The 24,710-nt window shown below is 56.1% G+C and carries 22 protein-coding genes; 5 read left to right on the top strand and 17 right to left on the bottom strand.

The window, feature by feature from the left end; translation table 11 throughout:
- Positions 1 to 9 precede the first annotated feature (9 nt).
- The 5 genes from priB to ppsA form a co-directional block, all read right to left on the bottom strand.
- On the bottom strand, positions 10 to 309 hold the full coding sequence (gene priB, locus B9Z39_RS10245; RefSeq protein WP_108301639.1) for a primosomal replication protein N: 300 nt from the start codon (positions 307 to 309) through the stop codon (positions 10 to 12).
- Positions 310 to 323: 14 nt separating this feature from the next.
- Positions 324 to 689: a 30S ribosomal protein S6 gene (rpsF, locus tag B9Z39_RS10250; protein WP_100144219.1), complete on the bottom strand. Its 366-nt coding sequence runs from the start codon at positions 687 to 689 to the stop codon at positions 324 to 326.
- Positions 690 to 761: 72 nt separating this feature from the next.
- Positions 762 to 2,756 carry a VC_2705 family sodium/solute symporter gene (locus B9Z39_RS10255; protein ID WP_158269489.1) on the bottom strand — a complete coding sequence of 665 codons (1,995 nt, stop codon included), beginning with the start codon at positions 2,754 to 2,756 and terminating at the stop codon, positions 762 to 764.
- On the bottom strand, positions 2,746 to 3,009 hold the full coding sequence (locus B9Z39_RS16985) for a hypothetical protein (RefSeq protein WP_100144216.1): 264 nt from the start codon (positions 3,007 to 3,009) through the stop codon (positions 2,746 to 2,748). Before B9Z39_RS16985 ends, B9Z39_RS10255 begins: the two co-directional genes overlap by 11 nt.
- A gap of 82 nt (positions 3,010 to 3,091) precedes the next feature.
- Positions 3,092 to 5,482, bottom strand: a complete 2,391-nt coding sequence (gene ppsA, locus B9Z39_RS10265) for a phosphoenolpyruvate synthase (RefSeq protein WP_108301641.1) — start codon at positions 5,480 to 5,482, stop codon at positions 3,092 to 3,094.
- Between the two features lie 134 nt (positions 5,483 to 5,616).
- Here ppsA and B9Z39_RS10270 point away from each other — a divergent pair, with 134 nt between their 5' ends.
- Positions 5,617 to 6,438, top strand: a complete 822-nt coding sequence (locus tag B9Z39_RS10270; RefSeq protein ID WP_100144212.1) for a pyruvate, water dikinase regulatory protein — start codon at positions 5,617 to 5,619, stop codon at positions 6,436 to 6,438.
- A 9-nt stretch (positions 6,439 to 6,447) separates the two neighbouring features.
- Here B9Z39_RS10270 and B9Z39_RS10275 read toward each other — a convergent pair whose 3' ends face one another.
- Positions 6,448 to 6,855: a heme-binding protein gene (locus tag B9Z39_RS10275; RefSeq protein ID WP_100144210.1), complete on the bottom strand. Its 408-nt coding sequence runs from the start codon at positions 6,853 to 6,855 to the stop codon at positions 6,448 to 6,450.
- 174 nt (positions 6,856 to 7,029) lie between these two features.
- Between B9Z39_RS10275 and B9Z39_RS10280 the strand changes: the two genes are divergently transcribed.
- A complete protein-coding gene (locus tag B9Z39_RS10280) occupies positions 7,030 to 7,716 on the top strand; it encodes a Bax inhibitor-1/YccA family protein (RefSeq protein ID WP_100144208.1) in 687 nt (228 codons plus the stop codon).
- A gap of 78 nt (positions 7,717 to 7,794) precedes the next feature.
- On the opposite strand, the gene rlmD is transcribed toward B9Z39_RS10280, so the two are convergent.
- The 4 genes from rlmD to surE are packed head-to-tail and all read right to left on the bottom strand — an operon-like array spanning position 7,795 to position 11,596.
- A complete protein-coding gene (gene rlmD, locus B9Z39_RS10285; protein WP_108301642.1) occupies positions 7,795 to 9,186 on the bottom strand; it encodes a 23S rRNA (uracil(1939)-C(5))-methyltransferase RlmD in 1,392 nt (463 codons plus the stop codon).
- 7 nt (positions 9,187 to 9,193) lie between these two features.
- Positions 9,194 to 10,018: a peptidoglycan DD-metalloendopeptidase family protein gene (locus B9Z39_RS10290; RefSeq protein WP_199172907.1), complete on the bottom strand. Its 825-nt coding sequence runs from the start codon at positions 10,016 to 10,018 to the stop codon at positions 9,194 to 9,196.
- A gap of 16 nt (positions 10,019 to 10,034) precedes the next feature.
- On the bottom strand, positions 10,035 to 10,841 hold the full coding sequence (locus tag B9Z39_RS10295; RefSeq protein WP_100144202.1) for a protein-L-isoaspartate(D-aspartate) O-methyltransferase: 807 nt from the start codon (positions 10,839 to 10,841) through the stop codon (positions 10,035 to 10,037).
- On the bottom strand, positions 10,838 to 11,596 hold the full coding sequence (surE, locus tag B9Z39_RS10300) for a 5'/3'-nucleotidase SurE (protein WP_108301643.1): 759 nt from the start codon (positions 11,594 to 11,596) through the stop codon (positions 10,838 to 10,840). The genes B9Z39_RS10295 and surE overlap by 4 nt, the downstream gene beginning before the upstream one ends.
- Positions 11,597 to 11,677: 81 nt before the next feature.
- Here surE and B9Z39_RS10305 point away from each other — a divergent pair, with 81 nt between their 5' ends.
- Entirely contained in the window at positions 11,678 to 12,652 is a 975-nt protein-coding gene (locus tag B9Z39_RS10305; RefSeq protein WP_108301644.1) for an NADPH:quinone oxidoreductase family protein, read from the top strand.
- A 29-nt stretch (positions 12,653 to 12,681) separates the two neighbouring features.
- Here B9Z39_RS10305 and ppa read toward each other — a convergent pair whose 3' ends face one another.
- Positions 12,682 to 13,218, bottom strand: a complete 537-nt coding sequence (gene ppa / locus B9Z39_RS10310) for an inorganic diphosphatase (RefSeq protein ID WP_100144196.1) — start codon at positions 13,216 to 13,218, stop codon at positions 12,682 to 12,684.
- Positions 13,219 to 13,440: 222 nt separating this feature from the next.
- Between ppa and B9Z39_RS10315 the strand changes: the two genes are divergently transcribed.
- Positions 13,441 to 15,489 (top strand): sodium-translocating pyrophosphatase, encoded by a 2,049-nt coding sequence (locus tag B9Z39_RS10315; RefSeq protein ID WP_108301645.1) that lies wholly within the window; start codon positions 13,441 to 13,443, stop codon positions 15,487 to 15,489.
- Between the two features lie 42 nt (positions 15,490 to 15,531).
- On the opposite strand, the gene B9Z39_RS10320 is transcribed toward B9Z39_RS10315, so the two are convergent.
- From B9Z39_RS10320 to B9Z39_RS10335, 4 genes are read right to left on the bottom strand one after another with little or no spacing between them, the layout of a single operon-like run.
- A complete protein-coding gene (locus tag B9Z39_RS10320; protein WP_108301646.1) occupies positions 15,532 to 16,443 on the bottom strand; it encodes a GTP-binding protein in 912 nt (303 codons plus the stop codon).
- On the bottom strand, positions 16,440 to 17,222 hold the full coding sequence (locus B9Z39_RS10325; RefSeq protein ID WP_233248975.1) for an IclR family transcriptional regulator: 783 nt from the start codon (positions 17,220 to 17,222) through the stop codon (positions 16,440 to 16,442). Before B9Z39_RS10325 ends, B9Z39_RS10320 begins: the two co-directional genes overlap by 4 nt.
- 5 nt (positions 17,223 to 17,227) lie before the next feature.
- Positions 17,228 to 18,331, bottom strand: a complete 1,104-nt coding sequence (locus B9Z39_RS10330) for a zinc-binding dehydrogenase (protein WP_108301648.1) — start codon at positions 18,329 to 18,331, stop codon at positions 17,228 to 17,230.
- Positions 18,328 to 19,614 carry an aromatic ring-hydroxylating dioxygenase subunit alpha gene (locus B9Z39_RS10335; RefSeq protein ID WP_108301649.1) on the bottom strand — a complete coding sequence of 429 codons (1,287 nt, stop codon included), beginning with the start codon at positions 19,612 to 19,614 and terminating at the stop codon, positions 18,328 to 18,330. Before B9Z39_RS10335 ends, B9Z39_RS10330 begins: the two co-directional genes overlap by 4 nt.
- Positions 19,615 to 19,715: 101 nt before the next feature.
- Here B9Z39_RS10335 and B9Z39_RS10340 point away from each other — a divergent pair, with 101 nt between their 5' ends.
- The gene (locus B9Z39_RS10340; protein WP_158269490.1) at positions 19,716 to 20,678 is read left to right on the top strand and encodes a tripartite tricarboxylate transporter substrate binding protein; all 963 of its coding nucleotides are present in this window, start codon (positions 19,716 to 19,718) and stop codon (positions 20,676 to 20,678) included.
- Between the two features lie 9 nt (positions 20,679 to 20,687).
- Here B9Z39_RS10340 and B9Z39_RS10345 read toward each other — a convergent pair whose 3' ends face one another.
- The gene (locus tag B9Z39_RS10345; protein ID WP_233248976.1) at positions 20,688 to 21,368 is read right to left on the bottom strand and encodes a hypothetical protein; all 681 of its coding nucleotides are present in this window, start codon (positions 21,366 to 21,368) and stop codon (positions 20,688 to 20,690) included.
- Between the two features lie 7 nt (positions 21,369 to 21,375).
- Positions 21,376 to 24,693, bottom strand: a complete 3,318-nt coding sequence (locus tag B9Z39_RS10350) for an MBG domain-containing protein (protein WP_158269491.1) — start codon at positions 24,691 to 24,693, stop codon at positions 21,376 to 21,378.
- Between the last annotated feature and the right edge of the window lie 17 nt (positions 24,694 to 24,710).

Below are 24,710 nucleotides of genomic sequence, written 5' to 3' on the forward strand. Positions count from 1 at the left end.
CTGGGCTTTCTATGAAATTTGCTGAAAATTCTGAATGTGAAGGATGACGTTTTTGCTATTGCGTGGTGAGGCTAAGAAGCCCGTGAACTGCCAAACACTGCCAAGAGGTTGCTGAGCCAACTGCGCAGCAAGATTTCCCACGGCGACGGTTTTGACACTTGCTTTGACTTGGCGCTGCTGCCCCGCTTCTTCGATATCAGACTCATGTTCGAGTCTCAAATCAAGCGCTGGCAACCCTGCTGGGGTGTACCGCAAGGCCGAAACCTCTGCGATGCAAGCGTTCAAAACAATGTGATTCACACCTTGCAATAAAACGCAAAAACTTAGGCCGAGAATTCGGCTTGTTGCGCTTTGCGAGCCTCTTCGCGCTCTACCGTTTTCATCATTGAAGAAGGCGCTGTATCAGCTTTCTTCTTCAAAACGGTCAGGTGGCGCAACACTGCGTCGTTGAACTTGAACGCATGCTCAAGTTCAGACATCACAGCTTGGTCAGCTTCAATGTTCAAACAAATATAGTGGGCTTTGGCCAACTTGTTGATCATGTAAGACAGCTGGCGACGGCCCCAGTCTTCCATGCGGTGAATAGCACCACCACCTGCGGTGATCATGCCTTTGTAACGCTCCAGCATGGCTGGGACTTGCTCGCTTTGATCCGGATGGATCAACAAAATGATTTCGTAATGACGCATGGACACTCCTTGAGGGTTAAAGCCACCCACGGCGTCAGACGTGGTGTAGCAAGGGAAAGCCCATCATTATAGTCAATTTTTCGAAGCAGAGGATTGACTGAAGACGTACCCCAAAAACAACCCCATCGGAACACCAAAAACGGCCGCACAAGTTGGATCCAAGCCCCACCAAATTGTGTCCTGAGGGCTCAGCTGCAGCCTCATCTGGACCCAGGGGTGATTAGAGACGATGTAGTAAAAAGAAACCCCCAAGCCCGACGCCATCGCTGCGATGGCCCCCACACGGTTCATTGCGGGCCAATATAGCCCTAGCAGCAAGACGGGGAAAAAGGTGGATGCCGCCAACGAAAAAGCACAGGTAATCCAAAACAAAATGTTGACAGGTCGATTGGTAGCAAACCACGCCGCCAGCAATGCCACCACCATTAGCAAAATTTTTGACAACATCACACGTCGCAATGCTGGGGCTTGTGGCGCGGCTGTTTGGAAGTACAAGTCTTGCGCCAAAGCATTAGAGATGGTTAACAAAAGACCGTCTGCGGTAGACAACGCAGCAGCCAATGCACCGGCGGCAATCAGGCCTGTAAAAACCGGGGATAAACGTGCAATCTCCGGCACTGCCAACACCACGTAGTCGTTGAACAAACGAACGTCTGAAAACTGCACAATGCCATCGTGGTTGTAGTCTTGAACAGTGAGCAAGGCCAGTTTGCGCAATTTGAGTCGATCAGCCCAATCCGGCAATTGGTCTAAATTCACCCCCACCAATTCCGTCAAGACAAACGACTTGATCAGAACCGCCAACGCCGAAGCACACAGATACACCACTACGATAAAAAACAGCGCCCAAACTACCGAACGCTGGGCTTGCGTAGGACTTGATGCCGTATAGGAACGAACCAGCACATGAGGCAGTGCCGCAGTCCCCACCATCAAACAAAACACCAGCGCAACCGTGTTCACCCATCCTTGATTCAAGCCAGACAGATCGGGCGCTTGAAAACCCACTGGACGATTGAGTGTTTGTATCAATTGCTCACGCTCGGTCCACCACGCTTGCGTCAAACGCTCGACCCCGACCTCTCGCCAAGCTGGATTGGCTTCCAAAGCTTGAATCTCGCGTAAAGGCGCGTTATCCGCTTTAGCCCGCGCAATTTGTCGAGCAATGACTTGACGCTCAATGGTGCGTGTAGCCACGGGATCGGCGATTTTTGAATCTAGATCACGAATTCGCAAAGCAATCGCCTGCCGTGTGCGCTGCTCTGCTGGATCAGCCTCAATCTCTTTGGCTCGACGCTCAATGGTTTGCAATGACTGCGCCGCCGCCACAGCCAACACAGGGTGCCCCTGCGTTTTCCACGACACAGCAACGCCCAAAGCCAGCATCGATGCCACGATGACCACGCACTGCACCACCTGGGTCCAGGTGACCGCGCGCATGCCCCCCAGAAAAGAACACAGCAAAATCCCACCCAATGCCAAGAAAACGCCTAATTCAAACGTCAGCCCAGACAGCATGGAAGCCACCAAACCGATGCCATAAATCTGTGCAATCAGATAAATACTGGAGCACAAAATGGCACCCCATGCAGCCAACCACCGAACGGACGGACTCTGGAACCGTTGGCCTAAAAAGTCAGGAATAGTGATGGCAGATGAGGCATTCAGTTTCGCAGCAAACAAAAACCCCAAAAGACAAAAACCCCCGGTCCACCCCAAGACATAGGCCAAGCCCCCCGCATGGTGTCCATCCCCTACAAAACCATCAGAAAGCAACAGCCCAGTCAACCCGATAAACGAGGCAGCAGACATCCAATCTGCTGCGGTGGCCATACCATTGAACGGCGCACTGACGCGACGTCCAGCCACGTAATACTCTTCTGGGTTACCGGTACGACAAAACATGCCAATCACGGCATAACCAATGATCGACACCACCAAAAAGAATCCATTGATCAGGGATTTAGAGACCCCCAGCAAGTCCGCCAGCCAAAGACCTAGCGACAAGACGGTCACCCCCATCAATCCCGCCAAGACCAGACGCCACCGCCAAGGTCTAAAGCCCATGCTCAGCCTCCACAGGTTCACGCGCCCACCACCATGCCAAGACTGCATAAAAAACCGGCAATGCTTGCGCGACCAGCCAGAAGTGCAGCGCTGTGCGCTCAGGCCAACACCACGCCACAGCGAGCGCAACGACGGTGATCAAAACCAACAAGCACAGGCCAACTCGCGTGCGATGACGTAAGCCCTCAGGTGCAGCCACTTCATGGGTTGGCACATCGAGGTCGTCGGCAGAGGCTTGGATTTGCTGATGCATCACAGTTGATTTGTAACAGTTAAAAAGCAAGACGCACCTCAGGATTGCCCTGAGGTGCGTCTCGTCTAGGTCACAGGCAGGCCTACTTAGCCAACGACTTCCAAGTCTCAATCACGCTGTCAGGGTTGAGTGAAATCGAGCTGATGCCCTGATCTGCCAACCAATGTGCGAAATCGGGGTGATCGCTGGGGCCCTGGCCGCAAATCCCCACGTACTTGCCATGTGCCAGACAGGCACTGATGGCGCGAGTGAGCAAAGCCTTCACTGCTGGATCGCGCTCATCAAAGTCTGCCGCCAACAACTCCAAGCCTGAATCGCGATCCAGGCCTAACGTGAGCTGGGTCAAATCGTTAGAACCAATGGAAAAGCCATCGAAATACTGCAAGAACTCATCAGCCAAGATGGCATTGCTCGGCACCTCGCACATCATGATGACTTTGAGCTCGTTCTCTCCGCGCTTCAAGCCGTGATCTGCCAACAACTGGGTGACTCGCTCGGCTTGCTTGAGCGTGCGCACAAAAGGCACCATCACCTGCACGTTGCTCAAGCCCATATCTTGGCGCACACGTTTCATGGCCTCGCACTCCATTGCAAACGCCTCACCAAAATCTTCGCTGATGTAACGTGCTGCGCCACGGAAACCCAACATGGGGTTCTCCTCTTCGGGCTCGTAGCGGCTACCGCCAATCAGCTTGCGGTACTCGTTGGATTTGAAATCAGACAAACGCACGATCACGGGCTTGGGCCAAAAAGCCGCAGCGATGGTCGCCACACCTTCGGCCACCTTGTCGACATAAAAAGCGCGGGGAGAGGCGTGTCCGCGTGCCACAGATTCAACAGCTTTTTTCAAATCTGCATCCACATTGGGGTAATCCAAAATCGCTTTGGGGTGCACACCGATATTGTTGTTGATGATGAACTCCAGACGTGCCAGGCCCACACCTTCGTTAGGCAACTGACAGAAATCAAAGGCCAACTGCGGATTACCGACGTTCATCATGATCTTGGTCTTGATGTCAGGCATGGTGCCGCGCTGAACTTCGGTCACTTCGGTTTCTAGCAAACCGTCATAGATAAAGCCAGTATCCCCCTCCGCACAACTGACCGTGACCAACGTGCCATCCTTGAGGCGCTCGGTGGCATCGCCACAGCCCACCACCGCAGGAATACCCAACTCACGCGCAATGATGGCTGCATGGCACGTACGACCACCACGGTTGGTCACGATAGCGCTGGCACGCTTCATCACGGGCTCCCAGTTGGGGTCTGTCATATCCGTCACCAAGATATCGCCTGCTTGAACTTTGTCCATCTCGCTGATGTTGTATACCAAGCGCACGGGGCCCGTGCCAATTTTTTGACCAATCGCACGCCCTTCGGCCAGCACCGTGCCATGACCTTTGAGTTTGTAGCGAAATTCGGACTGGCCCTTTTGCTGGCTCTTCACCGTTTCTGGGCGGGCCTGCAAGATATAGAGCTGGCCATCGGTGCCATCTTTGCCCCATTCGATGTCCATCGGACAGCCATAGTGCTGTTCAATCACCAAAGCATAGTGCGCGAGCTGCTCGACGTCCGCATCTGTTAAGGAATAACGGTTGCGTAATTCCGTGGGCACATCGGTGGTTTTGACAAGTTTGCCAGAAGCTTTTTTCTCTTCCGGCGTGGTGAATTCCATCTGGATCAACTTAGAGCCCAAATTGCGACGAATCACCGCACGCTTGCCCGCCTTGAGCATAGGCTTGTGAACATAAAACTCATCAGGATTGACGGCTCCCTGGACCACGGTTTCACCCAAGCCATAGCTTGACGTGATGAACACCACATCTTCAAAACCAGACTCGGTGTCAATGGTGAACATCACGCCTGCTGCACCCAGGTCTGAGCGCACCATGCGTTGCACCCCTGCCGACAAAGCCACATCCGCATGGGCAAAACCTTTGTGCACGCGATAGCTGATGGCGCGGTCGTTGTAGAGCGAGGCAAACACCTCTTTCATCTTGTGCAGCACATCCTCAATGCCATGCACGTTCAAGAAGGTTTCTTGCTGCCCTGCAAAAGAGGCATCAGGCAAATCTTCGGCTGTGGCTGATGAGCGCACCGCAAAAGTTGCGTCTGCGTTACCTGCAGACAGGGTGGCAAAAGCGTCGCGAATGGCTTTTTCCAAATCTGCGGGAAAAGGTTGTGCTTCCACCATCGCGCGAATTTCTGCCCCGGCTTCGGCCAAAGCGCGCACATCATCGGTATCTAAGGCATCCAACCGGGCATTGATCCGCTCAGTCAACCCGTCGTATTGCAAAAACTCACGGAAGGCGTGCGCCGTGGTGGCAAAGCCTGTAGGCACACGAACCCCTGAGGGGAGTTGCGAGATCATCTCGCCGAGACTGGCGTTTTTACCGCCTACCGACTCGACGTCGGTCATTCTCAGGTTTTCAAACGGTACGACCAGGGCGGTCGGGCTGAAAAGTGCAGACATGGGAAAGCTCCAGAAGTTAAAACCGACGAGGCCATGCAGCGGCTGCAACCTTGTAATTCTTGGAAGGGGTTGGCTTGGCACATGGCTAAATTTGGATAATGGCTCATTGTAGGTCGCCAACACAGAAAGTTTTCATGCCAAACCCCACCGTTTTTTTCGTCTCAGATGGCACCGGCATCACCGCCGAAACATTTGGAAATGCCATCTTGGCGCAGTTTGAACTGAAATTTCGCCATGTCCGTCTGCCTTTTGTGGACTCGGTCGATAAAGCCCACCAAGCAGTGCGTCAAATCAACCACACAGCCGAGGTGGAGGGGCGCAAGCCAATAGTCTTTACCACGCTGGTGAATATGGAAGTCCTCAACGTCATCACCGAAGGCTGCAAAGGCATGTTGCTCGATATGTTTGGCACCTTCGTGAATCCTTTGGAACAAGAACTTGGCATCACCTCCAACCACCGCATTGGTCGGTTTTCAGATGTCAGCAAAAGTAAGGAATACCACGACCGCATTGAGGCGATCAACTTCAGTCTGTCACATGACGATGGGCAGCTCAATCGGGATTTGGAGTCATCCGATGTGATCTTGGTAGGCGTGAGCCGCAGCGGGAAAACGCCTACCAGCCTGTACTTGGCCATGCAATACGGACTCAAGGCTGCCAATTACCCGTTGATCCCCGAAGACTTTGAACGCCGTCAGCTGCCACCGGCGTTGATGCCACACAAGAAAAAAATCTTCGGCTTGACGATTCAACCCGAGCGCCTGAGCGAAATTCGTAATGAACGACGTCCTCACTCCAAGTACGCCAGTTTGGTCAATTGCCGCGCCGAAGTGTCCGAGGCCGAAGCCATGATGCGCAGAGCAGGCATTCGGTGGCTCTCCACGACCCATAAAAGCATCGAAGAGATCGCCACCACCATCCTGCAAGAAATCAGTCCTGAACGGCTGATTTATTGAAACGCCGTGTTACAAGCCAATGGCGGCAATACCCGCCTTGGCGATTTGTGCGTCTTCGTTAGATTTGACGCCACTCACACCCACCGCACCGATGCATTGGCCGTCTTTCATGATCGGCACACCGCCTTCGAGCATGCCATTCAAATCTGGTGCGCTCAAAAATGCCACGCGCCCACCATTGATCACATCTTCGTAAATCTTGCTTTCACGACGGCCCAACGCCGCCGTATTGGCTTTGGCTGGGGCCATGTGGGCAGAAAAAGGAGGGGCGCCATCCAAGCGCTGCAAAGCCAGCAAATGACCGCCATCGTCCACGATGGCAATGGTCACGGCCCAGTTATTTTTAAGCGCTTCTGCTTCTGCAGCAGCGGCAATGGCTTTGATATCGACAGATTCGAGAACGTGTTTGATTTTCATGGGTCTAAGTATCAAGGTTGAATGACAGGCGCAGAGCATACTTGCTCGTTGCTTATTGCTTACCTGCACACAACACAAAAGAACCCTGCAAAAAAGTAGGGAGTCCTTGATTTCTGCCACACAGCCCTAAAATGCAGCCCATCTGCATGTGCAGGTGTTTCAGGAGACCGTGACATGAACGATCAAATCCACGCGTTTGACTACAGCGTGCTACCCACCCAAGAACGCAACCGGGTGATGCGCAATACCTACTGGCTGCTCGCACTGAGCATGCTGCCCACCGTCCTGGGGGCTTGGGTTGGCGTTGCCACAGGCATCAGTTACGCGCTGTCGGGTGTGATGGGCATGATTTTGATGTTGGCAGGTGCTTTTGGCTTCATCTACGCCATTGAACGCACCAAAGAAAGCGCCACAGGCGTCTATGTGCTGCTGGGCTTCACCTTTTTCATGGGCTTGATGCTCTCGCGCATGATCGCCATGGTGTTGGGCTTCAAAAACGGTGCTGAGTTGGTGATGACCGCATTTGGCGGCACTGCGGGTGTGTTCTTTTTGATGGCCAGCTTGGCCACCGTGATCAAACGCGACCTGTCTGGCATGGCCAAATGGCTCACGGTCGGTGTGGTGGTACTCATGGTTGGCAGCATCATCAACATCTTTGTGGGCTCCTCGGCCGGCATGATGGCGATCTCCATGTTGTCCATGCTGATCTTCAGCGCTTTCATGCTGTATGACCTCAAACAAATCGTTGATGGTGGCGAAACCAACTACATCAGCGCCACGTTGACCTTGTATCTGGATGTCATCAATGTGTTCCAAAGCCTGCTGGCCCTGCTGGGCATTTTTGGTGGCGAACGCGAATAAGTGCACTTGATTGACCATAAAAAAAGAGACCCTCGGGTCTCTTTTTTTATGCGTCATTGAGACATGGCGGCTAAGTCCTCAAGACAGCTCAAAGACCGCCATGCTCTCCACATGGGCTGTGTGCGGAAACATATTGACCGCACCTGCATGCGTACAACGGTAGCCCGCCACATTCACCAACAAGCCAGCGTCGCGCGCCAAAGTGGCTGGGTTGCAGCTCACATACACAATCCGCTTCGGGGGAACCCACCCTTGACGTAACTCCGGTTGTTCTTTCAACGTGGCCAAGGTTTGTGCCAACGCGAAGGCACCTTCACGCGGCGGGTCCACCAGCCACTTGTCTGCCACACCGTCTTGCGTGAGTAACTCAGGCGTCATCTCAAACAAGTTACGCGCGACAAATTGTGTGGGTGCCAACGGTGTGCTGCGCAAGCTTTGGTTATAGGCCAAGTTCTCGCGTGAGCGCGCCACCAACGCCTCGCTACCTTCGATGCCCAAGACCTCACGCGCTTGCGTGGCCAAAGGCAAGGTGAAGTTACCCAAACCGCAAAACCAGTCAATCACACGCTCATGAGGTTGAACATCCAACAAGCGCAATGCACGGGTCACCAACACGCGGTTGATATGAGGGTTGACCTGCGTGAAGTCGGTCGGTTTGAACGGCATGGTGACGTCAAACTCAGGCAAGGCATACGAGAGTTGCTCGACCTGACGGTCGTCTAGCAAGCGCACTGTGTCTGGCCCTTTGGGTTGCAACCACCACTGCACACCGTGCTGCGCCGCAAAATCACGCAAACATGTCAAGTCAGCATCACTCAACGGCTCCAGATGCCGCAGCACCAGCGCCGTCACGTTGTCACCGCAGGCCAATTCAATTTGCGGGCAGGTATCGCGCGCTTGCATGCGACCGATCATGTCGCGCAAAGGCATCAACAAAGCCTCGACATGTGCGGGCAAGATAGGGCAATGCTGGGTATCGGCCACATAGCGACTTTTTCGCTCATGGAACCCGATCAAAACCACCCCTTTTTTCACCACATAACGCACCGAAAAACGCGCGCGGTAACGGTATCCCCAGGTCGGACCTTGGATGGGCCGCAACAAAGTTTCTGCTTTGACTTTGCCCAAATGCCAAAGGTTGTCTTCCACGGCACGTTGCTTGATGGCGACTTGGGCCGTTGCGTCCAGATGCTGCATCTTGCAGCCACCGCAAGCGCCCGCATGCAAGCCAAAGTGCGGACAACCGGGTGTCACGCGTTGAGAAGACTCACGGAACACCTCGATCAGCGAGCCCTGCTCCCAATTGTTTTTTTTGCGATGGATATTGGCACTGACCACTTCAAAAGGCAGCGCCCCATCGACAAACACCACTTTGCCATCGGCGCGGTGGGCCACGCCTTGGGCGTCCAGATCCATAGATTCAATGTGCAAGGCGTGTTCAGGCCACACCGTATCGGCCGTGTTCAACATATCAGACTCAGTTGGCAGGCAAGTACTTGGCAGGATCTACCGGCTTGCCTTGGCGGCGGATTTCAAAGTGCAGCTTCACCTGATCGGCGTCGCTGTTGCCCATTTCGGCAATTTTTTGACCTTGTTTGATGGCTTGGTCTTCCTTGACCAGCAAGGTTTGGTTGTGGGCATACGCCGTCAAATAGGTATTGTTGTGTTTGAGGATGATCAAGTTGCCATACCCGCGCAAACCCGAGCCTGCATAGACCACGCGTCCATCCGCAGCTGCCAGCACTGGGTCGCCTGCCTTGCCAGCAATGTCTAAGCCTTTGTTTTTGACCTCGTCGAAGCCAGCCAGCAAATTGCCACGTGTGGGCCACTTGAAAAGTAAGGCCTCTTCGGCGCTGTCTGGCGCAGCAGGTGCGGCAGCGTTTGTAGCTTTAGACGCTGTTGGCACCGTCGGAGCAGAAGCCACCGCACTGGCAGGCGTTGCTTGCACAGGCGCGGACGACAAGACTGGGCGCACCACCACGCCCGTGTCCTGGTTTGGCGGTATGACGCGCAACACTTGTCCGGTTTCAATCAAATTGGGGTTGCCCAGGCTGTTCCAGCGCACCAGATCACGCCAAGACTGACCGTGGTCCATGCCAATGCGAATCAACGTGTCCCCTGGCTTGACCGTGTAATACCCAGGTTTGCCCATATTCTCAGCACCGGGCAAAGCTTGAACCACGGCAGCGGAGGCACCAGAAGTACGGTCTTCCACGGGCGCGGGGCGCCCTTTGGTGGCGCAACCAGACATGGCAACAACAGCCATGGAAGCTAGCAACACCCATATTCCAGCACGCAACATCCGTGGTTCTCCCATGTCAAGCAATGCCAGATTTTAGAGGCACGAAGTGCACTGCTTCGAGCAAACTCTGTTGCAAACCCTGGGGCGTTTTATCAATCACCACCAGCGCTTGCTGGCCTTTGGTGGTTTGCATGGGAGCAACGATGCGTCCGCCCACCGCCAACTGGTCAATCCAAGCTTGTGGCACCGCCTCACCCCCCGCCGCCGCAATGATGGCACTGTAGGGAGCGCCCTTGGCATAACCCAACATGCCATCGCCAAAGATCACATGAACATTGGGCAAACGCAAAGGCCTGAGATTTTCACGTGCCTTGTCATGCAAGCCGCGCAGACGCTCAATGCTGTACACCTCACGTGCCACGTGCGACAACACTGCCGCCTGGTAACCACAACCTGTTCCGATCTCCAGCACACGGCCCATGCTTGGTTGACCTTGCAAGCCTGGCGCCTCGCGCAACAGCGCAATCATGCGAGCCACCACATTGGGTTTGGAGATGGTTTGCCCCAGACCAATCGGCAAGCTGGTGTCTTCGTAGGCTTGATTCACCAAGGCACTGTCCACAAAACGGTGCCGCTCGGTTCGCCCCATGGCATCCAACACGACCGTGTCTGTCACGCCTTGTTCAGCCAGTTTTTGCACCATGCGAGCGCGCACCGCTGACGAATCCAAACCAACCCCCGTCGGGCTGGCGATAGGACTTGGCTTAGCACGTAAAGGCGATTGGGGGGTCAGCACACGTGTCGCGCCCAGCAAGGTTTTGGGCGTGGCCGATGACTTGCCCACGTCATCCAAACGCGCAGGAAAACTGGGGCGTTGCTTCATTCGACAGCCTTGGTCAAGCGCTGGTCCCACGCCGACAATTCGGCATGCTCAGTCAGATCCACATGCAAAGGCGTTACCGAGAGATGCCCTTGAAATGTGGCATGAAAGTCTGTGCCATCGCTGTCGTCTTTGGCTCGCCCTGCGCTACCGATCCAATACATGGTTTGCCCGCGTGGATTGACCTGCGTGATCACACGCTCAGCCGCATGACGGCGCCCCAGACGGGTCACGCGCACATCTTTGATTTGATCCAGAGGGCGACTGGGAATGTTCACGTTCAACAACCAAGGGGAGGCACCAGTCAAACCATCATGACTCAATTGTTGAATCAAGGTGCGTGCTGTGACAGCCGCTGCATCCAAATGGGCCCAGCCCTTCTCAACTTGCGAAAACGCAATGGCAGGAATACCAAATAAGTAGCCCTCCATGGCCGCCCCTACGGTGCCCGAATAAATGGTGTCATCTCCCATGTTCGCGCCATCGTTGATGCCAGAAACCACCAAATCAGGCTTGTAGCCCAACAAGCCCGTGAGCGCGATGTGCACGCAATCAGCCGGCGTGCCGTTGACGTAGCGAAAACCGTTGAGCCCCTGGTACACATACAACGGCGAATGCAGCGTCAACGCATTTGACTTGGCGCTGTTGTTTTGTTCGGGGGCCACCACCTCAACATGACCCAAATCTTTGAGCGCCTCATACAGGGCCACGAGCCCTGGCGCTTGGTAACCGTCGTCGTTGCAAATCAGAATATTCATGGAAACCTTGAGGATTGACACGAATTGTAGGGTTGCACGCCATACACCTATCATGCGCACACCCATTCATAGGAGAACTGTGTGCACGCCTGGCTTTGTAGCAACCCCATTGGTGTCGATGCCTTGAATTGGCAAGAACTCCCCACGCCCACGCCTGGACCTGGACAAGCGCTGATTCACATCGAGGCAGCGAGCTTGAACTTTCCCGACTTGCTGATCGTGCAAAACAAATACCAAATGAAACCGCCCCTGCCCTTTGTCCCTGGGTCTGAATATGCAGGCGTTGTACTAGCCCTGGGCGAAGGCGTCACCCACTTGCGCATCGGTCAATCGGTGGCCTGTTTGAGTGGCACGGGGGGTTTTGGCACCCATACCTTGGCCCCAGCCAAGCTGTGCATGCCGCTGCCCGAGGGGTTTCCTGCGGTCGACGCAGCCGCCTTCATCATGACCTACGCCACATCGCACCATGCGTTGATAGATCGCGGTCAACTCAAAGCAGGAGAAACCGTCTTGGTGCTCGGTGCTGCGGGAGGCGTAGGAACCGCCGCCATTCAAATTGCCAAGGCCGCAGGTGCACGTGTCATTGCAGCCGCATCCACCGACACCAAATGCGCGCTGTGCCTGTCGCAAGGGGCCGATGCCACCATCAACTACAGCACACAAAACCTGCGTGAAGCCTTGAAGTCGCTGACCGATGGCAAAGGCCCTGATGTGGTGTATGACCCGGTTGGTGGAGAAATGGCGGAACCCGCCTTCAGGTCTATCGCGTGGCGTGGCCGTTACTTGGTGGTGGGCTTTGCCGCAGGGCCCATACCGGCCCTGCCCTGGAATTTGGCGCTGCTCAAAGGCGCCTCCATCGTTGGCGTGTTTTGGGGTGACTTTTCAAGACGCGAACCGCAAGCCAATGCAGCCATGATGCAAACCTTGCTGCAGTGGTATGAGCAAGGCAAGATCAAGCCCGTGATCGACCACACATTGCCTATGTCAGAACTCAAACAGGCTTACGCCGAGATGGGATCGCGTGGGGTGATGGGCAAGCTGGTGATGGTGAACTGACCGCAGAAAGCGGTCAGTCAGCGCAAGGCTCAGCCGTGGGCCTTGTTGTAGTTGGCAATGCCATCCAAAATTTCTTGCTTGGCCGACTCAGGACCTTCCCAGCCCTTGACCTTGACCCACTTGCCCTTTTCAAGGTCTTTGTAATGCTCAAAGAAATGCGCGATGGTGCGCAAGCGCAGCTCGTTCATATCTTCGGGCTTTTTCCAATGGCTATAGATTGGCAAAATTTTGTCCACTGGCACAGCCAGCACTTTGCCGTCTTGGCCGCCTTCATCTTCCATCAACAAGATCCCGATCGGGCGGCATGACACCACGACACCAGGGATCAACGGGAATGGGGTAATCACCAGCACATCCACCGGGTCACCATCGCCAGCAATGGTCTTGGGTACATAACCGTAGTTGGTGGGGTAGTGCATGGCGGTACCCATGAAACGGTCCACAAAAATGGCACCGGTTTCTTTGTCCACTTCGTACTTCACAGGATCCGCGTTCATCGGGATTTCGATGATCACGTTGAAAGCTTCGGGGACATTTTTACCGGGAGTGACGTTATCTAAGGACATGGTGTCTCGTTGTGAAGGTTGAAAGAAACGCTAAGGATTAACCCCGATTTTACTTTCACAGGCCTTTCGCCCCTCCAGCTTTGCTTTAAAGTGGCCGAGTTGGCCAATCACAGCGGCAGGGTTTGACTCGGTGGCTGGAGGAAGCAACGCAGCGGTGGCGCCTATGCAACCCAAGCGTTGGCACCTCCTTCCTGGGAAACAACACTGAGGAGAACTTCTCTTATGTCTGCCAACACTGCGCTTCTTTTTGCGCTTGGTTGTGGTCTGCTTGCCGTGGTTTACGGTTTCTGGGCCCGATCTTCCATTCTCGCCATGGACGCCGGCAATGCCCGCATGCAAGAAATTGCTGCGGCCATTCAACAAGGCGCCGCAGCTTATCTGGCCCGCCAGTACCGAACCATCGCTTTTGTCGGCGTGGTCTTGGCCATCTTGATTGCTTTCTTTCTGGGTATGCAAACCGCCGTCGGCTTTGTGGTCGGTGCCGTCCTCTCTGGTGCGTGTGGCTTTATTGGCATGAATGTGTCCGTCAAAGCCAACGTGCGCACGGCGCAAGCGGCCACCCATGGCATTGGTCCAGCCCTGGATGTCGCGTTCAAAGGCGGGGCCATCACTGGCATGCTGGTGGTAGGACTCGGACTGCTGGGGGTCGGCGGCTTCTATTGGTTCTTGGTCGGCAATGGCAACCTCACCCCAGACAAAAATTTGGCTGAAATGCTCAACCCGTTGATCGGATTGGCCTTTGGCTCGTCACTCATCTCCATCTTTGCCCGTTTAGGAGGAGGCATCTTCACCAAAGGCGCCGACGTGGGTGCAGACCTGGTGGGCAAGGTTGAAGCGGGTATTCCAGAAGATGACCCACGCAACCCAGCGGTGATTGCCGACAACGTGGGCGACAACGTAGGCGACTGTGCGGGCATGGCGGCCGACTTGTTTGAGACCTATGCCGTCACACTGATTGCCACCATGGTGCTGGGCGCTTTGGTGGTCGCCAGCGCCCCAGTCCAAGCCGTGCTCTATCCCTTGGTACTGGGTGGGGTGTCCATCATTGCTTCGATCATTGGCTGCTTCTTCGTCAAGGCCAGCCCCGGCATGAAAAACGTCATGCCAGCGCTCTACAAAGGCTTGATCGTGGCGGGCTTGCTCAGCTTGATCGCTTTCTACTTTGTCACAAAATCCATGATGCCCGATGACGCCTTGGGCGCTGGCACCCAAATGCGTTTGTTCGGTGCCTGTGCCGTGGGCTTGTTGCTGACGGCTGCGTTGGTGTGGATCACCGAGTACTACACCGGCACCGACTACGCACCGGTCAAACATGTGGCGCAAGCGTCCACCACGGGACACGCCACCAACATCATTGCCGGCATTGGCGTCTCGATGAAGTCCACCGCCTGGCCCGTGCTGTCGGTGTGTGCCGCCATCGTGGCAGCCTACAGTTTGGCGGGCCTGTACGGCGTTGCCACCGCAGCCACCGCCATGCTCAGCATGGCGGGCATTGTGGTGGCCTTGGACGCTTATGGCCCCATCACCGACAACGCAGGTGGCATTGCTGAAATGGCCGAATTGCCCAGCAGCGTGCGTGACGTGACCGACCCATTGGACGCCGTGGGCAACACCACCAAAGCCGTGACCAAAGGCTATGCCATTGGCTCTGCCGGTTTGGCCGCGTTGGTGCTGTTTGCCGACTACACCCACAAGCTTGAGAGCGCGGGCAAAGCCGTCACCTTTGATTTGTCCGACCCGATGGTCATCGTCGGCCTGTTCATCGGGGGCTTGATCCCTTACCTCTTTGGTGCCATGGCCATGGAGGCTGTGGGTCGCTCTGCCAGCGCGGTGGTCGAGGAAGTGCGGCGCCAGTTCCGCGAGATACCCGGCATCATGGAAGGTACCGCCAAGCCCGAATACGGTCGTGCTGTGGACATGCTGACCACAGCCGCCATCAAAGAGATGATGATCCCCTCTTTGCTGCCCGTGGTCGCCCCCATCTTGGTCGGGGTGGTGCTTGGCCCCAAAGCCTTGGGCGGTTTGTTGATGGGCACCATCGTGACAGGGCTGTTTGTCGCCATCTCCATGTGCACAGGCGGCGGCGCTTGGGACAACGCCAAGAAGTACATCGAAGACGGCCACCACGGCGGCAAGGGCAGCGATGCGCACAAAGCGGCTGTCACAGGAGACACCGTGGGCGACCCCTACAAAGACACGGCAGGCCCAGCGGTCAACCCTTTGATCAAGATCATCAACATCGTGGCCTTGTTGATCGTGCCCCTGCTATGACTTAGCGCAAACGCTCTAACCCGGCAAAGCCACTGACGCAAGTCAGTGGCTTTTTGCTTGGCGAATACACGTCACACCCCATTGATCCGGTGGTACACCCTCATGCACAGTGACCGTGAGGGCGGTGTCCAACCAAGACCATTGAACGGCACACATCTGCCCATTCTTCAACGCCACAATGCCCTTCAAGCGCACCAGATCGCCCGACAGCAACGACGTCAACTGGGCATGCAACGCAGCCAGGTCCTCAAACGCCTGGGTGGACACAAAGTCAGCATGCAAGGCATGCGAATGCACGGCTGGGCCAACCGATGACGACAACGCATCATCTGACTGTGCAGGCAACGGATGACTGGCTTTGCACACATCACGCCAACCTAACCCGGCATGCGCCGATCGCAGCACATGGGCTTGTGAATGCATGAACATCAATTGCGCGATCAGCTCGTTGGGATCAGCCGCATCGGTTTTGGTCACGATCAAGACATCCGCAGCACGAACTTGCGCCACAGCTTCTTGAGACGAGCCTAGCAGCGCACAGCCATGGGTGGCACTCACCGTCGATAACGTGGACTGCAAGGCATAACGCTCGCGCAAGAATGGATGGCGACGCAAGGCATCTTGTATCGGTCGCGGATCAGCCACGCCTGTGGTCTCAATCACCACGGCATCAAAGCGGGGTCGGCGACGATACAACCGGTCCCACCACAGCTCAGACAAAGTGTCTTCAAGCCCTTCTAAACCGGCACAACACACACAAGCCCCAGTCAGAACAGAAGCACTGTCCACCACAGAGGCGACCAAGGTGTTGTCCATTCCGACCTCACCGATTTCATTGATCACCAAGGCCGCATGGGCAAGTGCCGGATCGCGCAACCAATTCAGCAACAAGCTTGTTTTGCCAGACCCCAAAAAACCTGTCAGCAACCAAACCGGGATCGGCTTGCTTTTCATGGCACGCGCTTGTCGTACCCAAGTTGGGCTGAAATCGTCTGTGCCGTGCGGGTCACCTGCGGGGCCAACTTGCGCAACTGAGTCTTGCCTAATCGGTGTATTGGCCCCACCACGCCAACAGCCGCCACGACTTCACCATTCGCACCAAAGATCGGGGCAGCGACACCACACATCGCGTGTTCGCTTTCTTCTTGATCCACGGCATAGCCTTGCGCAAGAACCTCTGCCAACTTGGCCATCAAGACTTTCTTGTGGGTGATCGTGAACGGCGTCCTGTTGACTAACTTTTCAGAAAGAACACGAGTGACCACGGCAGCTGGGCTGTGAGCCAGAATTGCACGCCCTTCAGAGGTACAAAAAGCTGGCATCCTGACCCCTAAATAAGACCTTGGTCGAATGGCATGCGGGCTTTCAATATTGCGCAGGTACAAAATTTCGTCGTCATTGAGCACTGCCAAATGCACGGTCTCTTGGGATTGCTGCGCCAAATGGCGCAAGTGCACCGCAGCCTGCTCCGCCACATCCATGCGCCGTCGCACCATCGTCCCCATCGAAAAGAGCAGCAAGCCCAAACGGTAACGACCGTTGTCCTGGTTTTGCTCCAGAAATCCCTCCAGCACCAAACTGCTCACCAAGCGGTGAACTGTGCTTTTGGCCACACCCAGATGCCTTGCCAAATCGGTGATGCCCCACTCTGGCTCTTCGGCGGTGAACACCTTTAACAAGCGCAAGGCATTGGTCACCGACGACAGCGCAGCAGCAGGAAGGGGGCTGGACATGCGCATCACGCCCAAGGATCAATCGTCATATGAATAGCGCCCTCGACGCCCTGCCCCACCAAAGAACGCAAGGCCAAATCGGTTTGGCCAAGGTCAAACACATGCGTGCTCATGGCACACACGTTGTGTCTGTTCGAAGCAATCAGTTGCAAGGCCAACTCCACCGACTGGTAAGAGTGGCCGCGCATGCCCTTGACCGTCAAGAAATTGGCAATGATGCGATCGCTTTCAAACTCGGGAATCACTTGACGCTTCTGGCCAGCCAGGATGACGCGGCCTTTTTTACGTGCTAGCCGAATCGCACTCACCACCGATTGCGGTCCACCCGATGCACAGTCAATCACCAAATCAACCATGCGTCCATGGGTGAGCTCGGCCACGGTTTCCAACACATCATGGGTCTCAATGTCGATGGTGTGGTGTGCGCCCAACCGTTTGGCCATGGCCAAGCGTTGCGTGTCCGTCGGATTTGACAGTCCGGTCACGATGATCTGCTCGGCCCCAGCTTCACGCGCAGCCACCACGCACGCCAGCCCTTGCTGACCCGGCCCCTGGATCAACACCGTTTGTCCAGGGCCTGCACCGCCTTGCAAGTAAGTCCACTCAATGCCGTTCGACAGCGGCAAAGCCAGTGCCGCATGACGGGCCGACACACCGCTTGGCACACGATGGAACACGGTGTTGAGATGCAAGTACTGATGACGTGCAAAACCACCCCACAAGCCGGGGGACACTGACAAAGCCGTCGCGCCGTAACGCAGGCCTCCCAGCCGCCAATCGGTGGCATCGCACAAGCGGAAATCACCACTGCGGCAATGCTCGCAATGGCCACAAGGCAAATACTCCTCCAGCGCCACCAAGTCGCCCTCTTTCACGCCCCATCGGCCAGCCGCGATCGATCCGATCGCGCGCACATGCCCCACCGTTTCATGGCCCAAAATCAACGGCCCACGCGAGACTGGCAAATTGCTGTAGTAACCCCAATCACTGCCGCAGACCCCAGTGGTCACGACTTCCAAAATACCCGCGCTCGCGTCTGGCGCCGGCACATCGAACTCGCGCAGCTCTGTGCACGTCGCTGCGTGGGCAACGGCTGCCAGTGTTTTCATACCGTCGTGTGCGGTTTACCGGGCTCGGCACGAAAAGAATCGCGCGCAGCCTCATGAAAAATTGCCGTTTCCGGGAGAACCGTGGCAACCGATCTGATTTTCTGTTGTTCGGGCAAATTACCAGGGGGTGGCGTGCCGTTTTCAGCCAGCGCTTTGGCTGCGGCCATCAAACGTCGGCGGGTTTGCACAATCCCTCGGTCGGTGAAGGTCAGGTGCTCGCGGGTGCGGTCTTGGATCGGTCCCATGCTCTCTTGCAATGAGGCATCCTGAATCGCAATGCCCTCCACGCCGCTGTACAGCTCGCCACTGCGCTGCTTTTGTCGGTCCATGAGGTAATCGTTGGTTTTGTTGGCCAAGGGAATGAACGTGCCTGGCACATACTTGCAATGGATACCAGCGCCGTTGCGCATGGCATCCACCTCCTCTTGGTGAAGTGGTCGAGTCGGGTGGTAGTCAAAGCTCCAAGCCCAGCAGTTTTCGTCGTCAATCGGCACCCAAAAATGCCCATGAATCGGATGGTCTGCGCGCGGCGGAACCATGGTGAAGCAAGGCATGATCCAAGGTGTGACACGCCAGTACGAATGGCCTGGTTCAGCCTTGCGACGCACGCCAATCAACAAACCGCCGTCGGTGTCGACCACTTCAAACTGCGGACGCAAGTCGTTCATGTTGTAGTCGTTGCCTTTGGATCCTTTGAACAACGGGTCGTTCTTGAGCCCGCCGCGATGCAAGAACGACACATGACTAGAGTCGATCCCGCCCTCTAAGGCCTGCAACCAATTGCATTCTTGCAAACGCTTGGTGGTGAAGCTGTGGCTGCGTGGCACCGTTGCGAACTCCCACTCTGGCAGAGCGGGCTGCAACTCGGGAGGGCCCATGTAAATCCAGATCACCCCGCCACGCTCAACCAAGGGATAAGACTTGAGCTTGATGCGCTTGCACAACTGGCTATCTTCAGGCTCAGACGGAACGTCCACACACTGACCATGAATATCGAACTTCCAGCCATGGTAGGGACAACGCAAACCGTTTTCCTCATTGCGACCAAACCACAAGGACACACCTCGGTGGGCACAAAACTCGTCCATCACGCCCAGTTGCCCATCGGTATTTCGAAACGTGATCAGACGCTCGCCAAGCAGTTGCAATCTGACAGGTTCGCAATCTGGCTCAGGCAGCTCTTCAGACAACAAGGCGGGCAACCAGTAACGCCGAAAAAGCTCCCCCATCGGTGTGCCTGCGTTGGTGCGTGTGACGAGCTCGTTTTGTTCAGCGTTCAGCATAGAAGTCTCCTTGTTCCTTATAGAGGAACATCATTCCTCTTTCTGGAACGATGATAGCATTTCAGTTAATTTTTAATAGCCATCCAAAAAGGATCGTTGTGTTGAAAAAAATACTGTGCGTCTCCATTTTGTGGCTCGTTTGCAGTGGTCTACAAGCCCAGCCAAGCGTCACCGACTGGCCCAACAAACCCGTGCGTATCGTGGTCCCCTACGCCCCGGGTGGCACATCCGACACGCTGGGTCGCTTGATCGCACAACACCTGCAAACAGTGTTCAAGCAACCCTTCGTGGTGGACAACAAAGGCGGTGGCGGTGGTGTGATCGGCTCCCAAATGGTGGCCAAGTCTGCCCCCGATGGCTACACCTTGGTGGTGTCTGGCATTGGCTCGCACGTGATCGCTCCGGCGTCCAACAAAAGCATGGACCCGCTCAACGACTTCACACACATCGCTTACATGGGTGGCCCACCGCTGGTGTTGGTGGTTCATCCGAGCTTGCCGGTGAACTCTGTCAAAGAACTGATTGCTTACAGCCAAACCCTCAAAGAAGGGTTGAGCTGGGGCTCACCAGGCATCGGGACACACGGGCATTTGGTAGGTGAGCTGTTTGCCAAGCGCACCAACATCAACCAAACACACATCAATTACAAAGGAGCTGCGCCCGCCATTGCCGACTTGATTGGCAATCAGATTCCAGTCACCTTCACGACCTACACATCTGCCAGCGCATTCATCAAATCAGGCAAGGCGCGCGCACTGGCCATCAGCGCAAGCAAACGTCTGCCCGATCAACCCAATGTGCCAACTTTTGCAGAACTAGGCTACCCAGAACTTAGTTCGACCACATGGTTTTCTTTGTCGGGGCCAGCGGGCATGTCTCCCGCACTGGCTGAAAAAATCAATGCGGAAGTTCGCCGTGGCCTCAAAACAGAGGCGGCGCTCAAACAACTGGCCAAAGAAAATATCGAAACCCAAGACTGGGACATGGCTACCTTCACCCGCTACATGCGCAGCGAAATCGACCGCTGGTCGCCACTGGCAAAAAGTGTCGAGGGGTTGCGCTGAAAGCGCCCTCTATTTAACTATTTCAGAACTTTGAGAAGTTGACTTTAGAAATACTGATTTCCAAGATCGTGTTTCCGGCAAAACATAAACCACACCCGGCCTATGAGCAAACTGCGGTTTGACGATCTCGTCAAAGAATGCAGGCAGCACATTGATGCAGCCATATGAAATTCGGTTATCTAGAGGTGTCAGACTGATCAATCGTTCATAACGATGTTCCTTCGCGCTCACACTGCGCAAGGGATGCAAAGAAACTGCTGACGCATAGTCAACCCAAAGCACGAGGTCACCTGCCAAGTTGTAGTCCAGAGCAGCCTCAAAACGTCCTGCTGGCGTGGTCTTTTCAAACGGACGTATTTTTCGCAGTGCGCGATCTCCGATATCCGCAGCAGACGCATCGCCAAGCGCAGCCCCTAACAATGCGGGCGCAGAGCCAACCCAATTCGCATGCTCATTGAACACATGCACGGTGGCATGAACTTTATCGACCACTAAAAACGGCAAGGCGTGATGATCCCCTGTATCCACAACCCATTGGTGAATTTGCTGTACCGGTGCACTGGCTTGGGCTAGGCCTGAAGACGTCCTCAACGCATCCGCATGCGATGCCGCCGCACCTGTCAAGCCCATGCAGGCATACAGCCACCAACAAGGCCATCGACTTGTCATGAACAGCGCTAAAGACACCATGTGATGCTCAATTTCGATCTTGACGACGTGGTCGTACAGGCAACGCAACAATCGGAGCCGTCACCGTCTGAGGCATGTCAGCAGGTTGAACGGTCTTCACCACAGGGATCGCTTCAAGCGTGAATAACACAGGGTCTGACACGAATGGCGGATTCATGTGAGCCTGTGTGATCAGCAACGGAGCGTTTTGCTTTGGGGCCAACGGAAACAACAAGTTCTCAACAAGTTGTGCGTCGTTGGTGGGTTTTGGTTCAGAACCTGTGCTGTCAGCCAGAGGCACGCCTAGCTCTGGCAGTTCCAAAACAGGTGGCATAGGCGTTGGCAGCAAGGGCGGTTCTGCCGGGGGTGTCACAGGTATCGTTGGCGGGGTGATGGACGTCACAGTCAACACGCCGTTGACGTACGTGATGGTGTAGTTGGACGCCGCAAACGAACTGCCTGTGGCCGCAGAGGGTGTCACGCCATAAGGGCTGTTGGCCACGGGGGCAGTGGCCGCCAAGCCAGTGCTGGCAAGCGACACGCTGCTGATGGCGTCGGTGTTTTGCAATCCCACCGCCGTGAACTCGCTGCCATCCAAGCTCAAGGTCGTGCCATAGCCTTTGCTCTGGTTGTTCGCTGTCACGCTCAGCAAAGCGGGTGTGATGGTCAACGCACCGTTGACGTACGTGATGGTGTAGTTGGACGCCGCAAACGAACTGCCTGTGGCCGCAGAGGGTGTCACGCCATAAGGGCTGTTGGCCACGGGTGCAGTGGCCGCCAGGCCAGCACTGGCGAGCGACACGCTGCTGATGGCGTCGGTGTTTTGCAGGCCCACCGCCGTGAACTCGCTGCCATCCAAGCTCAAGGTCGTGCCATAGCCTTTGCTCTGGTTGTTGGCGGTCACGCTCAGCAGCGCGGGCGTCACCGTCAACACGCCGTTGACGTACGTGATGGTGTAGTTCGATGCAGCAAACGAACTGCCTGTGGCCGCTGAGGGTGTCACGCCATAAGGGCTGTTGGCCACGGGTGCAGTGGCCGCCAGGCCAGCACTGGCGAGCGACACGCTGCTGATGGCGTCGGTGTTTTGCAGGCCCACCGCCGTGAACTCGCTGCCATCCAAGCTCAAGGTGGTGCCATAGCCTTTGCTCTGGTTGTTGGCGGTCACGCTCAGCAAAGCGGGTGTGATGGTCAACGCACCGTTGACGTACGTGATGGTGTAGTTCGATGCAGCAAACGAACTGCCTGTGGCCGCTGAGGGTGTCACGCCATAAGGGCTGTTGGCCACGGGTGCAGTGGCCGCCAGGCCAGCACTGGCGAGCGACACGCTGCTGATGGCATCGGTGTTTTGCAATCCCACCGCCGTGAACTCGCTGCCATCCAAGCTCAAGGTCGTGCCATAGCCTTTGCTCTGGTTGTTGGCGGTCACGCTCAGCAAAGCGGGTGTGATGTTGGCCAGCACGCTGCCTGTGCCTGCATCGAACAACTCAAACCGATTGACGTTGGCACCTTGAATGCTGTAGCCGGTGTAACTGACGGTTTTCCCAACACCAGCATTCGGTGTGCCAAAGCTTGCGCCAGAGCCAACCAGTGCCACGGCACCTGCAGAGTCTGTATTCGGATCGCCATTGAAAGACAAGGCTGCGTCGCTCAACCCGTCGTAGCTTTTATTCGCGGCCTGTTCAAACACCCAGGCGCGCGCATCCAAAACGCCCGTGACTTTGCTGGCATAACTGGCAATTTCGCTGCTGGTGTTGGCATACCCATCGGGGTTGAATCGAATGACGGTGTTGGGTGCACTCACGGCACCCACCCCCACAAACTGCACGGTGCCAGCTGCCACGCCAGGGCCCGACCCGTCTTGGTCGGCACGCAGCGTCACCGTTCCGCCATCGGCGCTGATCGCCCCATTGATCACCACATCCTGATTCGCCTTCATCGAAATAGAGCCCCCCGCATTGGCCGTGATCACGCCCGTGCTGATAGTGCCCAATGCGGTCAACGAAATTTGCGTATTGGACTCACTGGCTGTCAAAGCTGCCGTGCTGGTGATGTTGCGGCCCGCGTTCATGGTCAGAACAGATCCTGCGCCACTGGCCGTGATTGCAGAGGTCACGCTGACATCGTTGCCTGCAATCAGCACCAGCCCGGAACCCGCTGTGCTGGCGGTCACGGCACCATGGATCAACACGTCATGGCCAGCATCCAAGGTGAGCGTTCTGGCAGTGGTCCAAGTCAAAGCATCTGACAGGGTGATGTCGTGGGTGGCCGTGATGGTGCGGTTGGTCGATGCCAAACTGGTGGTCACTTGTGCAGGCGTTTCATCACCCAGCGACGCGGCAATGGTGTAGTCGATCGGGTCAAGCCACCACAAACCGGTTTTGCCCAGAGGGGCGCGGGTGTCAATGTAGGCCCCGTCAACCACGGTCACGCGTTGCGCAGAGGTTTCCACATGGCCCCCGTCACCGCCGTTGGGGGCACTGGCGTCCAAGGTACCACCCACTCGAACCAAGCCATGGCTCATCCCGGCGAGCAGTTGGATGCTGCCGTTCACGTTGGACAAGGTTTGGGCTTGAATCAGACCTGTGTTGTTCACCGCGTTGGCCAGGCCATCTAACGCGGTTTGCGTGGTCAGCAGTACGCGCCCACCAGGAGCTTGCAGCAAGCCTGAATTGGACACCTGGGCATTGGCTTGGCCCTGCTGTACCACCACGTGCAGCAAGGCGTTGCCGAACACGTCCAGCATCACGGCCTGACCTGCCGCCAAACTCACCCGCCCGTGTGGGGCGACGATGCTCCCCTCGTTGCTGACGCGCGCGCCAAGCAATGCCACCGAGCCCCCATCGGGGGTTTGAATGGTGCCCTGGTTGAGCACCTCCCCCGTTTGGGAGCCTGCGAACCGATAGTCTTGACGCATGAACTGCGCATCCGATATACCGAGCGTAGACGCCACCAACCCCCCGACATTCACAGAGGAACTGGGCGCAAACACAATGCCCAGCGGATTGATCAAGAACACCTGGCCGTTGGCCGTCAACTGCCCGGCAATGTAGCTGGGTTCAGCACCCAACACGCGGTTCAAGGCCACAGAGCTTCGGCTGGGCTGAACAAACTGAACCACCTCGCCTTTGGGAATGTTGAAGCTTTGCCATTGCAGCGCTGCATTGGGTGTGGTTTGCGTCACGGTCGTGAGACCCGGTGCGCGGCTGATGGTGGCCTGCCCTGCCGTCACCACGCCCGCACTGGGTTGTGCATAGACGGCCTGTCCCACCCAGTACAAGCAGGCCAGCGCGACGGGTTTGAGCGCAGGCAATGTCCTGTTGCGCATTGGTTTGTCAAAGTGGGGCATGGTGTGTGTCCTGTGGC

This window comes from Limnohabitans sp. JirII-29 (assembly GCF_003063395.1).
Classification (GTDB): Bacteria; Pseudomonadota; Gammaproteobacteria; order Burkholderiales; family Burkholderiaceae_C; genus Limnohabitans.